The organism is Nocardia sp. NPDC057227, assembly GCF_042669725.1.
Classification (GTDB): Bacteria; Actinomycetota; Actinomycetes; order Mycobacteriales; family Mycobacteriaceae; genus Nocardia; species Nocardia asteroides_A.
The window spans coordinates 173,053-189,044 of the sequence record NZ_JBHUXA010000011.1; the positions used below are offsets into that span (position 1 = coordinate 173,053).

Consider the following 15,992-nt stretch of genomic DNA (forward strand, 5'->3'; position numbering starts at 1 on the left):
TGGTGGGCGACCGACCCCCGAACGCCGACCAGAGGACAAGAATTCATGCATCGGACCCGTGGAAAGGTGATGGGCGTCGCCGTGGCGCTCGCCGCCACCGGCCTGCTCGCGGCCTGCGGTGACAACGACTCGACGGCGTCGAGCACCCCGTCCCTGACCGGCACCACCACGTCGGCGGCCACCAACGCACCCACCTCCGCCGCCCCGGCGCCGGAGCCGGGCGCGACGCCGTCGGCCGAGGTCTCGGCCCCGCCCGCCGCGGAATCCCCGGAGCGCCCCGAGCCGGTGCCGACCGATGCCGTCCCGCCCGCGAACACCGCGACGCTCGGCGACAAGGACAAGAAGTTCCTCGACTCGCTGGCCGCCAAGGGCATCACCCCGTCCACCCCGGACATCGCGCTCAGCATCGGCGCCTACGTCTGCCAGGGCAGCGCGGCAGGCGCATCGGATCAGGACCTGATGACCTTCGTCTCCGCGATGGCAGGCTCCGACCCGTCCTTCGATCCGGCCAAGATGCCGGTCGAGCAGGCCGGGAAGATCTACCTCGACACCGCCAAGCAGACCTACTGCTCGTGAGCGCACGCCGCGGTTCGTCGCCCCGCCGGTCCAGGCCGGCGGGGTGCCTGGTGTTCCTGCTCGTCGTCGCGCTGATCGTCATCGCGGCGCTGCTGCTCTGGTACCTGCTCGCCGGCCGGCTGAACGTGCCCGGCCCCGGGCCGACCCCGCCGGAGCCGCCCGCCTCGCAGCCCGCGGACTGCCCGGATGTGCAGTTCCTCTCGATCCCGGGCACCTGGGAGTCGAACAGCACCGACGATCCGCACAACCCGACGGCGAACCCGGTGTCGCTCATGATCAACGTCTCCGGCCCGATCGCGGAGCGGTTCCCGGCCGAGCGGGTCGACGTCTACACCGTCCCGTACGTGGCGCAGTTCTCGAATCCGATCGCGCTCCCGCCGGACGGCCAGCAGTCCTACAACAACAGCCGCTCCGAGGGGACGACGCGCGCGATCGACCTGCTCACCGCGGTGCACGAGCGCTGCCCGCTCACCTCCTACGTCATCGCCGGGTTCTCCCAGGGCGCGGTGATCGCGGGTGACATCGCCGCGCAGATCGGCGCGGGCGACGGCCCGGTCCCGGCGAAGCTGGTGCTCGGCGTCACGCTGATCGCGGACGGCAGGCGGGCCCCCGACACCGAGGGCGCGGCCATCACGATCGGCGCCGCACCGCCCGGCGTCGGCGCCGAGGTGGCGTTGAAGGGGCTGAACGTGCCCGGAATCACCATGACCGGCCCGCGAGAAGGCGGATTCGGTGAACTGGCGGGCCGCGTCTACACCATGTGCTCGCCCGGCGACCTCATCTGCGATGCCCCGCGCGACGCGCTGAGCCCGGTGAACATCATGGGCAGCGTGCTCACGCTGACCAGGGCCGTCGGCAATCCGGTGCACAGCCTCTACAACGGGTACGTGGTCGACGGTGCCGGGACGACCGCCACCGGGTGGACCGTGGACTGGGCGGCGGGGCTCATCGACGGGGCTCCGCGGCCACCCCATTCGTGAGGTCTCACAGCAGCGCGCCGCGCCCGTTCGCGTGCTCGCCAGCGGTGTGGCCGCATCCGTTCTCGGGGCTTGCGGGACGCTGTAAAGTGCGCTGGTGATCGCACCTGGCCCCAGAGGAGCATGAGTTCATGACACAAGCCGGAGCACCGGCCACCGCCGAGCCCCGTGCCGCGGAAGCCGAGCTGACCGCGCTGGGCACGCCGCTGCGGAAATTCCGGTTCGCGGCCGCGGGCGAGGGCAACAAGCAGGAGGGCGGCGCGCGCAAATTCGTGCAGACCGCGCAGCAGGCCGAGGAGTACGGCTACGACACCTTCGTCGTGCCCGACCACCTCGGCGACCAGATCGGCCCGATCGCCGCGCTCGGCGCGCTGAGCCAGGCGACCGAGCGCATCCGGCTCGGCACCTCGGTGCTGGCCAACGGTTTCCGCCACCCCGTCGTGCTGGCCAAGGACCTGGCCACCATCGACGTGCTCTCCAAGGGCAGGCTCGAGGTCGGGCTCGGGGCGGGCTGGAAGCAGGACGAATTCCTGGCCGCGGGGCTCGAGTACGATTCCCCCGGCGTCCGGCTGGCGAAGCTCGATGAGGCGCTCACCATCCTGGACGTGCTGCTGCGCGGAAGGGAGTGCACCTTCGAGGGCAAGTATTACCAGGTCAAGGGGGTCAAGGGCACGCCGCGACCGCGGCAGGGCCCGCGCCCGCCGATCTGCACCGGCGGCGGTGGACCGAAGATGCTCCGCCTGGCCGCCAAGCACGCCGACATCGTCTCGGTCGTTCCGGTCACCACCAAGAACGGCAAGGGTCTGCTCTCCGGGATCACCCTGGAGAAGACCGTCGAGAAGGTCGAGCTCATCCGGGAGGCGGCCGGTGACCGGTTCGGCGACATCGAGCTGAACTGGGCCATCACCGCCATCGTCATCACCGACGATCGGGAGAAGACCGCCGAGATGGCGCTGTCCGCCATCGAGCGGGGGCTGCACCCCGACCTCGAGGTGGACACCAAGCTCTCGGTGGAGGACATCCTGAACTCCCCGTACGTCGCCATCGGCACGTTCGAGGAGATCGCGGAGCAGATTCGCCGGGTCAGGAAGCTCACCGCGCTGTCCTACGTCGGCATCTTCCCCACCCAGATGGATGCCTTCGCACCGGTGATTCCGCTGCTGCGGGAAGAGTGATCCGGTCTTCTCTGTAACATGACTCTGGTTTGAGTACATCTAGCCTTTAGCGGTCACCGCGCAGACCGCGACGAAATCTGCCACGCCGGTGCTCGGACACGGAGTGCCCGCCGGGCGAAAGCGAGTCGGGGCCTCACAGGTATCAACGGCATCTCGCCGTCGGGCTGTTTGTGCCTCGGAGGAGAAGAAGGAATGGAAACGACTTTCGACGAGTACCTGGACGAGACCGGGAACATCCGTATTCCCCTGGATCACACCCTGGTCGACCACGTCGAGAAGCACACGCGGAACGACGCGAACACGCTCGCGTACCGCTACATCGACTACTCGCGCGAGCGAGACGGTGAGGCACTCGAGCTGACGTGGCGTGAGTTCGGCGTCCGGTTGCGCGCGGTGGCCGGCCGACTCCAGCAGGTGACCAACCCGGGCGACCGGGTGGCGATCCTGGCCCCGCAGGGGCTGGATTACGTGATCTCCTTCTTCGCCGCGATCTTCGCGGGGAACATCTCGGTGCCGCTGTTCGACCCGGACGAGCCGGGCCACACCGACCGGCTGCACGCCGTGCTCGGGGACTGCAAGCCGTCGGCGATCCTCACCGCGAGTTCGTCGGCCGCGGGCGTGCGCCAGTTCTTCCGATCGCTGCCCGCCGCCCAGCGGCCCCGGATCATCGCGGTCGACGCGATCCCGGACAGCGTCGGCGACAGCTGGGTGCGGCCGGAACTCGACATCGACGACATCGCGTACCTGCAGTACACCTCCGGGTCCACCCGGACCCCGGCGGGCGTGGAGATCACGCACCGCGCGGTCGGCACCAACGTGCTGCAGATGGTGGACGCGCTGAAGCTCGACATGAGCTCGCGCGGCGTCACCTGGCTGCCGCTCTTCCACGACATGGGGCTGCTGACGGTGATCCTGCCCGCGGTGGGCGGCAAGTTCATCACCATCATGTCGCCGAGCGCGTTCGTCCGGCGCCCGTACCGCTGGATCAAGGAGCTGGCCGCGGTCTCGGACGGGGCGGGCACCTTCGCCGCCGCCCCGAACTTCGCCTTCGAGCACGCCGCCGCCCGCGGCCTGCCGAAGAGCGGCGAATCGCTGGACCTCTCCAACGTGATCGGGCTGATCAACGGCAGCGAGCCGGTGACCACCTCCTCGATGAAGAAGTTCAACGAGGCGTTCGCGCCCTACGGCCTGCCCAAGACGGCGATCAAGCCGTGCTACGGCATGGCCGAGGCCACGCTCTTCGTCTCGGCCACCAAGCACGAGGACGAGGCCAAGGTCAGCTACGTCGACCGCACCGAGCTGAACGCGGGCCGCATGGTCCGCGTCGAGCCCACCCACGAGAACGCCATCGCCCAGGTGAGCTGCGGCTACGTCGCGCGCTCGCAGTGGGCCGTGATCGTGGACCCGGACACCGTGGAGAGCGGCGTCGGCGCCGAGCTGCCGGACGGCCGGGTCGGCGAGATCTGGCTGCACGGCGAGAACATGGGCATCGGGTACTGGGGTCGCGAGGAGGAGACCACCAAGACCTTCCGCAACCGGGTCGGCGAGCGGCAGCCGGGTGACAGCAGGGCCGACGGCACCGAGAAGGACGCCGACTGGATGCGCACCGGCGACTACGGCGTCTACTTCGACGGCGAGCTCTACATCACCGGCCGGGTCAAGGACCTGGTGATCGTGGACGGCCGCAACCACTACCCGCAGGATCTGGAGCACTCGGCGCAGGAGGCGAGCACCCAGCTGCGCCCCGGCTTCGTCGCCGCCTTCTCGGTGCCCGCGAATCAGCTGCCCGCCGTGGTCTTCGAACAGAACTCCTCCGGGCTGAAGTTCGACGCCGACGACGGCTCCGAGCAGCTGGTGATCGTCGGCGAGCGCGGTCCCGGCGCGGGCAAGGCCGATCCGCAGCCGATCGCCGACGCGGTGCGCGCGGCGGTCGCGCAGCGGCACGGCGTCACCGTGCGCGACGTCCTGCTCGTGCCTGCGGGCTCGATCCCGCGCACCTCGAGCGGCAAGATCGCGCGGCGCGCCTGCAAGGCCGCCTACCTGGAGGGAACGCTGCGGGGTGGCTACACCCAGCAGGCATTCCCCGACGCACCCGACGAAGAGTGAGCACGGATTCCCGGCGCCCGAGCGGCGCCGGGAATCGTCCCCGTATGCCGGAGCCTCGGTGCACTGCTCGATTCCGGCGTTCGCCCGGTGCGACGCACGCACCCGAGTAGCTTGAGGAATTGATGGCTGACAACGAGGGCAACACCGACCCGCAGGCAGGCAACGCGGAGCGGCCCGACATCTCCGTCACCGAACTGCGGGAATGGTTGCGCAACTGGGTCGCCGAGGCCACCGGCCAGCCGGTCGAGCAGATCACGGTCGACCGCCCGATGGAGGAGTTCGGCCTCGCCTCGCGCGACGCGCTCGCCCTCGGCGGTGACATCGAGGAACTCACCGGCGTGTTGCTCACCGCCACCGTGGTCTACCAGCACCCGACCATCGCCTCGCTGGCCGAGCGGATCGTCAACGGCGAGCAGGAGGCGCCCGCCGAGACCACCGACGACGCCTTCTACACCTCGTACAGCCCCGGCGCGGCGCACGACGTCGCGATCGTCGGGCTCGCCACCCGCCTGCCCGGCGCGGGCGACACCCCGGAGTCGACCTGGGACTTCATCATCAACCGCGGCGACGCCATCCGCGAGCTGCCGGAGGGCCGCTGGTCCGAGTTCCTCGGCGAGCCCGAGGTCGCGCAGGCCGTCGCGGAGAGCAACAGCCTCGGCGGCTACCTGGACCAGGAGGTGGTGAAGGGCTTCGACGCGGAGTTCTTCGCCATGTCGCCGATCGAGGTCGAGCGGGTCGACCCGCAGCAGCGGCTCATGATGGAGCTCACCTGGGAGGCGCTCGAGCACGCCAGGATCCCGGCCAGCGACCTGCGCGGCACCCCGGTCGGGGTGTTCGTCGGCTCCTCCAGCAACGACTTCCAGCTCATCGCGGCGCTCGGGCTCGGCGGCGAGCGGGACCCGAACGTCCCGGCCTCGGCCGACGCCTACGCCATCATGGGCAGCGTCAGCAGCATCATCGCGAACCGGGTTTCGTACTTCTTCGATTTCACCGGGCCGTCGGTGGCCATCGACACCGCCTGCTCGTCCACGCTGGTCGCGGTGCACCAGGCGGTGCGCGCGCTGCGCGACGGCGACGCCGACCTGGCGCTGGCCGGCGGCGTGAACATGATCCTCGCGCCCTTCGCCAACCTCGGCTTCGACCGGAACGGCGCGGTCGCCAAAGACGGCCACATCAAGGCGTTCTCCTCGGACGCCGACGGCATGGTCCGCTCCGAGGGCGGCGGCCTGGTGGTGCTCAAGCGCCTCGCCGACGCCGAGCGCGACGGCGACCGCATCCTCGCCGTGGTCAAGGGAACGGCCACCAACAACGACGGCCGCTCCAACGGCCTGCTCGCGCCGAACCCGGACGCGCAGGCCGAGGTGCTGCGCCGCGCCTACCGGGACGCGGGCATCGTTCCCACCTCGGTCGACTACATCGAGGCGCACGGCACCGGCACCCTGCTCGGCGACCCGATCGAGGCGGACGCGCTCGGCCGGGTGGTCGGCCGCGGCCGGGACGACGACAAGCCGGCGCTGCTCGGCTCGGCCAAGACCAACTTCGGGCACCTGGAGTCGGGCGCGGGCGCGGCCAGCCTGGCCAAGGTGCTGATGGCGTTCCAGAACGACGTGCTCCCGCCGAACATCGGCTACGCCGGGCCCAACCCGTACATCCCGTTCGAGCAGGCGCACCTGAAGGTCGTCGACGAGCCGACGGCGTTCCCGCGCTACAGCGGCGTCGCCACCGTCGGGGTCTCCGGCTTCGGCTTCGGCGGCACCAACGCGCACGTCGTGCTGCAGGAGTACCTCGGCCCGGATGGCGTGCCCGCCGCCGGGACGACGGCCCCGGCCGAGGTCGCGGATTCCGCCGCGGTCGCCGCGCGGCCGCTGGTCGCGGTCGGCGGTGCGGACGCCGCGGACGAGGTGACCACCGACGCCATCAGCGCTACGACCGACGATGCCGCGGTGCCGTCGGCCAACGGCGCGGCTGTGCCGACGGGCAATGCCGCCGGTGCGCCTGGTCCCGATGGCGCGGTGCCGTCCGGTGCCGATATCGCAGGCGCGACCGACGACTCCGTCACCGCCGCGACCGGTGACGATGTGATCGCCGCCGCCACCGAGATCCTGGTCGAGTCGGCCGAGCCCGCCGAGTGGACCGGCGAGCGCGAGGAGCCGCTCCCGGTCATCCTCCCGGTCTCCGCCTACCTCCCCTCGCGCCGCCGCCGCGCCGCCACCGAACTCGCGGACTGGCTGGAGACCGAGGCCGGGCAGGCCACCCCGCTCACCGACGTGGCGCGCGCGCTCGCCAAGCGGAGCCACTGGCGCTCGCGCGGCGTCGTGCTGGCCAAGACGCACGAGGAGGCCGTCGCCGGGCTGCGGCAGCTGGCCGCGAACAAGCCGGGCCCCGGCGTGTTCAGCGCCGACGCCCCCGCCGCGCAGGGCCCCGTCTGGGTGTTCTCCGGCTTCGGCGCCCAGCACCGCAAGATGGGCAAGCAGCTCTATGCCGAGAACGCCGTCTTCCGCCGGACCGTCGACGAGGTCGACGAGCTGGTGCAGGACGAAGCGGGGTACTCGATCCGGGAGATGCTCCTCGACGACGGCCAGGACTACGACGTCGGCACCTCGCAGGTCGGTATCTTCACCATCCAGATCGGGCTCGCCGCGCTGCTGCGGGCGCACGGCGCCGAGCCGGCCGCCGTGGTCGGGCACTCCATGGGTGAGGTCGCGGGCGCCTACATCGCGGGCGGCCTCGCGCTGGAGGACGCCGTGCGCGTGATCTGCGCTCGCTCCCGCCTGATGGGCGAGGGCGAGGCCATGATCACCGACGACGACGTGCGCAACATGGCGCTCGTCGAGCTGAGCGCCGCCGACGTCGCCGAGCTGCTGCAGGACTACCCGGACGTCGAGGTCGCGGTGTACGCCGCGCCGACGAACACCGTGGTCGGCGGCCCGCAGGCGCAGGTCGCCGCGATCGTGGCGAAGGTCGAGGAGGCGGGCAAGTTCGCCAGGGTGCTGCCCACCCGCGGCGCGGGCCACACCTCGCAGATGGACCCGCTGCTCGGCGAGCTCGCCGCCGAACTGGCCGGGCTGGAGCCGACCGCGCTGCGCGCCGGGCTCTACTCGACCGTGCACAAGGAGCAGTTCTTCCGGGCCGGGAACGAGCCGGTGCACGACGAGGACTACTGGGTGAAGAACATGCGGCACAGCGTGTACTTCACCAATGCCGTCAAGCTCGCCGTCGACGCCGGGCACAGCACCTTCCTCGAGCTGGCGCCGAACTCGGTCGCGCTCATGCAGGTGCTCGGCACCACCTTCGCGGCCGGGCTGCACGACGCCCAGCTGATCCCGACGCTCAAGCGCAAGGAAGACGAGTCGGCGGGTGTGCTCGGCGCCTTCGCCCAGCTCTACGTGCACGGGCACCGGGTGAACCTCGCGACGCTGCTGCCCGCTGGCGGCTTCGGCGACATCCCGCGCACCTCGTTCCTGCGCAAGCAGTACTGGCCGAAGGCCGCCATCCGGGTCTCCGGCCCGGCCGGGGTGCCCGGCGCGCACGTCGCGCTGCCGGACGGCAGGCACGTCTGGGAGGTGCCCGCGGGCGCCGTCACCGACGCCGCCGCGCTGGTCACCGTCGCGGCCGCGCAGGTGCTCGCCGATCCGGCGCTCGGCGCCGCGCAGGCGCACGGCGCGCTGCCCGGCTCGGGGTCGCTGACCACCACGCTCACCCCGCACCCCGGCGGCGCCTCGGTGCAGGTGCACGCGAAGGAGGGCAGCGTATTCCGGCTGGTGCTGGACGCCGTCGTCACCTCCGGGCTGCCGCTGCCCGCGCACACGCTCGCGCCCGCGCCCGCCGCCGCGCCCGATCTCGAGGTGGTCGAGAGCTTCGGCGACCGCTGGGACCCGAGCGGGGCGCAGCCGCTCGAGGACCGGCTCGCCACCATCGTGGCGGAGTCCATGGGGTACGCGGTCGAGGACCTGCCCATGGAAATCCCGCTCATGGAGCTCGGACTCGACTCGCTCATGGCGATGCGGATCAAGAACCGGGTTGAGTACGAGTTCGACATCCCGCAGCTGCAGCTGGCCGCGGTGCGCGACGCCAGCCTGCACGAGGTCGGCAAGGTGCTGCACTACGCCATCGAGCACCGCGACGAGGTGCAGGCCATCGCCGACCGGCAGGCCGCAGGCGAGGGTGAGCTCGAGGTCGGCGGCGATTTCGTCGCCGCCGCGCGGGCCGCGCTGGAGGCGGGGGAGGATCCGCTCGCCGCGGTGACCCCGCCCGCGCAGACCGCGCCGACCGAGATGCCGCCGGTGCCGGCCTCCGCCGAGGACACGGCCGCGCGCGCGGCCGACGCCGCGGACGCCGCCGAGCAGGACGAGGAGGGCGTACCGCCACGTGACGCCGCCGAGCGGCTCACCTACGCCACCTGGGCCCTGGTCACCGGCAAATCCCCCGGCGGCATCTTCGATACCCTGCCGATCCTGGACGAGGACACCGCCGAGAAGCTGGCCGCCCGGCTCACCGAGCGGGTCAAGGCCGAGGTCTCGGTGGACGACGTGCTCGACTGCGAGAGCATCGAGCAGCTCGCCGACGTGGTCAGGAAGCTGCAGGACACCGGCGCCGACGTGGACGGCTTCATCCGCCCGCTGCGGACGAGGACCGAGGGCTCGGCCGCGGTGCCGGTCTTCGTCTTCCACCCCTCCGGCGGCAACACCCTGGTCTACGAGCCGCTGCTCAAGCGGCTGCCCGCGGAGACGCCGATGTACGGCTTCGAGCGGGTCGAGGGCAATATCGAGGAGCGGGCGCGGCAGTACCTGCCCGAGCTGCGCAAGATCCAGGGCAACGGCCCCTACGTGCTGTACGGCTGGTCCCTCGGCGCGGTCTTCGCGCTGCAGGTGGCCAGGCTGCTGCGCGACGAGGGCGCCGACGTCCGGCTGGTCGGGCTGATCGACCTGGCCATCCCGGCCGAGCCGGAGGACAACAGCCCGGACGAGCGGGTGCGCCGCATCCAGCGCTACCAGGAGTTCGCCCGCAAGACCTACGGCGTCGACGGCGACCTGCCGGAGGAGCAGCTGCGCGAGCTGGCCAGTGCCTCGGACGACGAGCAGTACACGATCGTCAGCCAGCTCATCAAGCTGAGCGGCGCCAAGATCCCCGGCGGCGTGCTCGAGCACCAGCGCACCTCCTGGGTCGAGGGCAGGCACCTGGCCGGTATGCAGCCGATCCGGTACGACGGCGACGTCGTGCTCTACCTCGCCGACCGCTACCACGACGGCATGATCGAGCTGGAGCCGCGCTACGCCGAGCGCAAGCCGAACGGCGGCTGGGGCGAGTACCTCTCCAGCCTCGACGTCATCGAGATCCCCGGCGATCACCTGCAGATCATCGACGAGCCGCGGGTCGGCCGGATCGGCGCCGACCTCAGTGCCAGGCTCGACGTCATCGAGAAGTCGAAAGGGGACTAGTGACCACTACCGCCGAGAAACTCGCCGACCTGCGCAAGCGATTGGAGCTGGCGCAGGAGCCGGCGGGTGAAGCGGGGGTGGCCAAGCGCGCGAAGAAGGGGATTCCGAGCGCGCGGGATCGAATCGGCATGCTGATCGATCCGGGCACCTTCGTGGAAATCGGCGCGCTGGTGCGCAAGCCGGGCGATCCGGACGCGCTCTACGGCGACGGCGTCGTCACCGGGCACGGCCTGGTCGACGGCAGGCCGGTGGCGGTGTTCTCGCACGACCAGACCGTGTACGGCGGGTCGGTCGGCGAGATGTTCGGCCGCAAGGTCACCCACCTCATGGAGTACGCGGCCAAGGTCGGCTGCCCGGTGGTCGGCATCAACGACTCCGGCGGGGCCAGGGTGCAGGAGGCGGTGACCTCGCTGGCCTGGTACGCCGAGCTGGGCCGCAGGCAGGAGCCGCTCTCCGGGCTGGTACCGCAGGTCTCCATGATTCTCGGCAAGTGCGCGGGCGGCGCGGTGTACGCGCCGATCAACACCGACGTCGTGGTCGCCACCGAGGAGGCGTACATGTTCGTCACCGGGCCGAAGGTGATCCGCGAGGTCACCGGCGAGGATGTCAGCCTGGAGGAGCTCGGCGGCGCGCACAGCCAGGCCGAGTACGGCAATATTCACCACGTCGCCGCGGACGAGCCCGCCGCCTTCGACTGGGTGCGCCGCTACCTCGGCTTCCTGCCGACCAGCTGCACCGAGCGGCCGCCGGTGGTGAACCCGGGGCTGGAGCCGGAGGTCACCGCGGGCGACCGCGAGCTGGACGCGATCATGCCGGATTCCGACAACGCCGGCTACGACATGTACGACATCCTGCTGCGCATCTTCGACGACGGCGACTTCCACGAGTTCGGCGCCTCGGCCGGGCGCAACGTCATCACCGGCTTCGCCAGGGTGGACGGCCGCAGCGTCGGCGTGGTGGCGAACCAGCCGATGGTCTACGCGGGCGCGCTGGACGCCCGCGCCTCGGACAAGGCCGCGCACTTCGTCCGGATCTGCGACGCCTACGGCCTGCCGCTGGTCTTCGTCGTCGACACCCCCGGCTTCCTGCCCGGCGTCGAGCAGGAGAAGATCGGCGTGATCAAGCGCGGCGGGCGCTTCCTCTTCTCCTTCGTCGAGGCCAGCGTGCCCAAGGTGACCGTTGTGATCCGCAAGGCGTACGGCGGCGGCTACGCCGTGATGGGCTGCAAGCAGCTCGGCGCCGACGTCAACCTGGCCTGGCCGACCGCGCGGATCGCCGTCATGGGCGCCGAGAGCGCCGTCAGCCTGATCGGCGGCAAGCAGATCGCCGCGGCTCCCGAGGAACAGCGCGCCGCGATCCGGCAGCAGATGATCGACTTCTACAACGCCACCATGGCGACGCCGTGGGTGGCGGCCGAGCGCGGCTACGTCGACGCCGTGATCGAGCCGTCGGCCACCCGGCTGGAGCTGCGCAAGGCGCTGAAACTGCTGGCGGACAAGAAGGTCGCGCCGAGCCCGCGCAAACACCACCTGCTCCCGCTCTGACGCGATCGGCCCGCCACCGGGATTCCGGGGCGGGCCGATTCGGGTTACTCGATCAGACGAGGGTGGCCTTCTGGATGACCACGTCGGTCTTCGGCACGTCCTGGTGCGGGCCCGCGCTGCCGGTGGCGACGCCCGCGATCGCGTCGACCACCTCGGTGCCTTCGACGACCTTGGCGAACACCGCGTAGCCCCAGCCCTGGCCCGCGGGCGCGGAGTGGTTGAGGAAGTCGTTGTCCGACACGTTCACGAAGAACTGCGCGGTGGCCGAGTGCGGATCGTTGGTCCGCGCCATGGCGACGGTGTACTTGAGGTTCTTCAGCCCGTTGCCCGCCTCGTTCTGGATCGGGGCCTGGGTCGGCTTCTGCTGCAGACCCGGCTCGAACCCGCCGCCCTGGATCATGAAGCCCGGGATGACGCGGTGGAAAATGGTGCCGTCGTAGTGCCCGGCCTTCACGTACTCGACGAAGTTGCGCGCGCTCTCCGGCGCCTTGGCCTCGTCCAGCTCCAGCACGATGGGCCCGTGGTTGGTCTCGAGATTCACCTTGGTCATACCCCCAGCTTTCCATCTCCGCGCCCCCGGACGTGTATCAGGGGCCGTCATCTTCCCGGTGTCGCGCGCGAGTACCGCTGCTGATTCATCCCCAGCCCGCACCCCCTGTGGACAACCCCGCCATATTGGGGGCGAGCGCGCGCCCGCGCCGACACGCGGGCGGTTAGCATTGCCAACCGTGCCCGACCCCGCTACCGCTGTGTTGACGAAGCCCCCCGCCGCGCCCCAGGTCGCGCCGCAGGACTACCGCATCGCGCGCCTGATCGCGCTGATCGCCGGTGTGCTCGGTGCGCTGCTGGCGCTGGCGACGCCGTTCCTGCCGGTGACGCAGACGACGGCGGCGCTGCAGTGGCCGCAGGGCGGGGTGGTGGAGAACGTGCAGGCGCCGCTGATGTCGCAGGTGCCGCTGGAGCTGCGGGCCACGATTCCGTGCTCCGCGGTGGAGCAGCTGCCGCCGCAGGGCGGGATGCTGCTGGCCACGGCGCCCCCGCAGGGGACGGGGGCCGCGCTGGAGTCGCTCTTCGTGCGGGTCTCGGAGACCGCGGTCGACGTGATCGACCGCAACGCGGTGGTCGCGACGGCGGAGCGCGCCCGCATGGGCGAGTGCGGCACGATCGTGATCGGCTCGGATATCGACGCCACCACGGCGGTGTTCGACGGGCTGCTCACGCCGGAGGGCAAGCCGGTGGGGGGCACGCTCACCGGTGACCTGCGCCCGCAGGTGGTCGGCGTCTTCACCGACCTGCGCGGCGACGTCCCGGCGGGGCTCTCCTTCGACATGGACGTCGACACCAGGTTCAGCACCAGCCCCACCTGGATCAAGCTGAGCGCGATGATCGGCGCGGTGCTGCTCACGCTGCTCGCGCTCGGCGCGCTGGCCAGGCTGGACGGCAGCGACGGCCGCGGCCACCGCCGCTTCCTGCCGCGCAACTGGCTGAAGCCGACCCTCGCCGACGGCGCCGTGCTCGGCACCCTCGTGGTCTGGCACTTCATCGGCGCCAACACCTCCGACGACGGCTACATCCTGAGCATGGTGCGGGTGGCCCCGGACGCCGGGTACATGGCCAACTACTTCCGCTGGTTCGGCGTCCCCGAGGCGCCGTTCGGCTGGTACTACTACGTCATCCAGGTCTTCTCCGAGATCTCCACGGCCAGCCCGTGGGTCCGGGTGCCCGCGCTGCTCTGCGCGATCCTCTGCTGGATGGTGATCAGCCGCGAGGTGGTGCCCCGCCTCGGCCGCGGGGTGCGGACCAGCCGGGTCGCGCTGTGGACCGGCGGCCTGGTCTTCCTCGCCTTCTGGCTGCCGTTCGACAACGGCCTGCGCTCGGAGCCGATCGTCGCGCTCGGCGCGCTGCTCACCTGGGTCTCGATCGAGCGCGCGGTGGCCACCGGCAGGCTGCTGCCCGCCGCCATCGCGATCCTGGTCGCCGCCTTCACCCTCGCCGCCGCGCCGACCGGGCTCATGTGCGTGGCCGCGCTGCTCGCGGGCATCCGCCCGATGGTCCGGATCGCGGTGCGCTCCAGGCGCAGGCTCGGCGGCAGCCTGGCCGCGACCGCCGCGCTGCTCGCGCCGATAGCCGCCGCCGGGCTGCTCGTGCTCACCGTCGTCTACAGCGACCAGACCTTCGCGGGCATCCAGGAGGCGAACCGGGTGCGCCAGGCCACCGGCCCGAACCTGGCCTGGTACGAGGACTACCTGCGCTACTACTACCTGTTCGTGGAGACGGTGGACGGCTCGCTCGCCCGCCGCTTCGCCTTCCTGGTGATGCTGCTCTGCCTCTTCACCACCATGCTGGTGCTGCTGCGCAGGCGCCGGGTGCCCGGCATCGCGGCGGCGCCGACCTGGCGGCTCATGGGCATCGTCTTCGGGACGATCTTCTTCATGATGTTCAACCCGACCAAGTGGACGCACCACTTCGGCGCGTACGCGGGAATCGCGGGCTCGCTGGCGGCGGTCACCGCGGTCGCGGTGTCGGCATCGGCGCTGCGGGCGCGGAAGAACCGGGCGATCTTCCTGGCCGGGCTGCTGTTCGTGCTGGCGATCTCGTTCTCCGGGATCAACGGCTACTGGTATGTCTCCAGCTTCGGCGTCCCGTGGTTCGACAAGCGGATCTCGCTCTCCGGCTTCCAGTCCAACACGCTCATGCTCGTGCTCTTCGGCGCCGCGCTGGCGCTGGTGGCCTGGCTCTCGCTGCGCGAGGGGTACGCCAAGCCGCCGAGTTCGCCGCGCTCCGCGCGCGGGCAGCGGATCCGCCGGTTCGCCGCGATCCCGCTCACCGTCGTCGCCGCGCTCATGGTGCTGATCGAGGTGGGGTCGCTGGCGAAGGGCGCGGTCTCGCAGTACCCGGGGTACTCGCTGGCCCGCGGCAATATCGACGCGCTGAGCGGCGACACCTGCGGCCTGGCCAACGACGTGCTGGTCGAGCCGGACCCGAACGGCGGCAGGCTGGAGCCGATCGCCGACCCGGCGAACCCGGCCACCGACCCGCTGGCGGGCGCGAACCCGGTCGGCTTCGACCCGAACGGCGTGCCGGACGACCTCTCCGCGGACAGCGTCGAGGTCAAGCCGGGCACCGGCAACACGTCGACCCAGTCGGTCGGCGCCGCCTTCGCCGAGGGCGAGAGCGCGGGCACCGGCGGCGGCCAGGGCGCGCTCGGCGTCAACGGCAGCACCGTCGCGCTGCCCTACGGCCTCGACCCGGCGAGCACCCCGGTGCTCGGCAGCTACCAGGAGGGCGTGCAGCAGCCCGCCAACCTGGCCTCCAGCTGGTACCAGCTGGCGCCGCGCTCGGCGGAGCGCCCGCTGGTCGTGATCACCGCGGCAGGCCGGATCCTCTCCTACGACGACACCGGCGCCATGAAGTACGGCCAGTCGCTCACCGTCGACTACGGCAAGCGGCAGCCGGACGGCACCGTGCAGCAGCTCGGCACCTACCTGCCGCGCGACATCGGCCCGTTCCCGTCCTGGCGCAACCTGCGGGTGCCGCTGGACGAGATCGCGCCGGAGGCCGACGCGGTGCGCATCGTGGCCAACGACCCGATCCTGATCGGCGACCAGTGGCTGGCCTTCACCCCGCCGCGGATGCCCGAGCTGCGCTCGCTGAACGGGTACCTCGGCCGCGAGCAGCCGATTCTGCTGGACTGGGCGGTCGGGCTGCAGTTCCCCTGCCAGCGCCCGTTCGACCACGAGTACGGCGTCGCCGAGGTGCCGAACTACCGCATCCTGCCGGACCGGCCGCTGGCGATCAGCTCGACGAACACCTGGCAGGCCCAGGAGTTCGGCGGCCCGCTCGGCTTCTCGCAGATGCTGGCCCGCTCCACCACGGTGCCCACCTACCTGGAGAACGACTGGGCCCGCGACTGGGGTTCGCTGGAGCGCTACGACCAGTACCGCTCGGCGGTCCCGGCGCAGCTGCGGACCGGCACCGTGAGCCGGTCCGGGCTCTGGACCCCAGGCCCGCTGCGGGTGTTCGCGCAGTAGCACCCGCGGTGTTCGGCGGCCGCGCTCGCGCGGCCGCCGGCGGGGTAGGTATCGACACGACGAAGGCCGTCGGGCGACGCTGGTTCAGCGCCTCCCCGACGGCCTTCGTCGGTTCGCTCGGAGTGCCCGGGCAACCGGGCGCGCA

The 15,992-nt window shown here is 71.4% G+C and carries 8 protein-coding genes; 7 read left to right on the forward strand and 1 reads right to left on the reverse strand.

Annotation, left to right across the window (positions count from 1 at the left end; genetic code table 11):
- Positions 1 to 45 precede the first annotated feature (45 nt).
- From ACFUJ1_RS17800 to ACFUJ1_RS17825, 6 genes are all read left to right on the forward strand, one after another.
- The gene (locus ACFUJ1_RS17800; protein ID WP_378646833.1) at positions 46 to 576 is read left to right on the forward strand and encodes a DUF732 domain-containing protein; all 531 of its coding nucleotides are present in this window, start codon (positions 46 to 48) and stop codon (positions 574 to 576) included.
- The gene (locus ACFUJ1_RS17805; RefSeq protein WP_378646835.1) at positions 573 to 1,556 is read left to right on the forward strand and encodes a cutinase family protein; all 984 of its coding nucleotides are present in this window, start codon (positions 573 to 575) and stop codon (positions 1,554 to 1,556) included. The genes ACFUJ1_RS17800 and ACFUJ1_RS17805 overlap by 4 nt, the downstream gene beginning before the upstream one ends.
- 128 nt (positions 1,557 to 1,684) lie before the next feature.
- Complete coding sequence (locus tag ACFUJ1_RS17810; RefSeq protein WP_378646837.1) at positions 1,685 to 2,728, forward strand: LLM class F420-dependent oxidoreductase; 1,044 nt, start codon at positions 1,685 to 1,687, stop codon at positions 2,726 to 2,728.
- A 192-nt stretch (positions 2,729 to 2,920) separates the two neighbouring features.
- Positions 2,921 to 4,834: a long-chain-fatty-acid--AMP ligase FadD32 gene (gene fadD32, locus ACFUJ1_RS17815; protein ID WP_378646839.1), complete on the forward strand. Its 1,914-nt coding sequence runs from the start codon at positions 2,921 to 2,923 to the stop codon at positions 4,832 to 4,834.
- A 122-nt stretch (positions 4,835 to 4,956) separates the two neighbouring features.
- Positions 4,957 to 10,272, forward strand: coding sequence for a polyketide synthase Pks13 (gene pks13 / locus ACFUJ1_RS17820; protein WP_378646841.1), 5,316 nt, complete (start codon positions 4,957 to 4,959; stop codon positions 10,270 to 10,272).
- Positions 10,272 to 11,816, forward strand: a complete 1,545-nt coding sequence (locus ACFUJ1_RS17825) for an acyl-CoA carboxylase subunit beta (protein ID WP_378646843.1) — start codon at positions 10,272 to 10,274, stop codon at positions 11,814 to 11,816. The genes pks13 and ACFUJ1_RS17825 overlap by 1 nt, the downstream gene beginning before the upstream one ends.
- A gap of 52 nt (positions 11,817 to 11,868) precedes the next feature.
- Here ACFUJ1_RS17825 and ACFUJ1_RS17830 read toward each other — a convergent pair whose 3' ends face one another.
- Entirely contained in the window at positions 11,869 to 12,366 is a 498-nt protein-coding gene (locus ACFUJ1_RS17830; protein WP_378646845.1) for a peptidylprolyl isomerase, read from the reverse strand.
- Between the two features lie 178 nt (positions 12,367 to 12,544).
- Here ACFUJ1_RS17830 and ACFUJ1_RS17835 point away from each other — a divergent pair, with 178 nt between their 5' ends.
- Positions 12,545 to 15,847, forward strand: coding sequence for an arabinosyltransferase domain-containing protein (locus ACFUJ1_RS17835; RefSeq protein ID WP_378646847.1), 3,303 nt, complete (start codon positions 12,545 to 12,547; stop codon positions 15,845 to 15,847).
- Positions 15,848 to 15,992 lie beyond the last annotated feature (145 nt).

Excerpts from the sequence above, each read along its gene's own strand:
- fadD32 (WP_378646839.1), top strand. The coding sequence starts at position 2,921 with ATGGAAACGACTTTCGACGAGTACCTGGACGAGACCGGGAACATCCGT.
- ACFUJ1_RS17800 (WP_378646833.1), top strand. The coding sequence starts at position 46 with ATGCATCGGACCCGTGGAAAGGTGATGGGCGTCGCCGTGGCGCTCGCC.
- pks13 (WP_378646841.1), top strand. The coding sequence starts at position 4,957 with ATGGCTGACAACGAGGGCAACACCGACCCGCAGGCAGGCAACGCGGAG.
- ACFUJ1_RS17830 (WP_378646845.1), bottom strand. The coding sequence starts at position 12,366 with ATGACCAAGGTGAATCTCGAGACCAACCACGGGCCCATCGTGCTGGAG.
- ACFUJ1_RS17810 (WP_378646837.1), top strand. The coding sequence starts at position 1,685 with ATGACACAAGCCGGAGCACCGGCCACCGCCGAGCCCCGTGCCGCGGAA.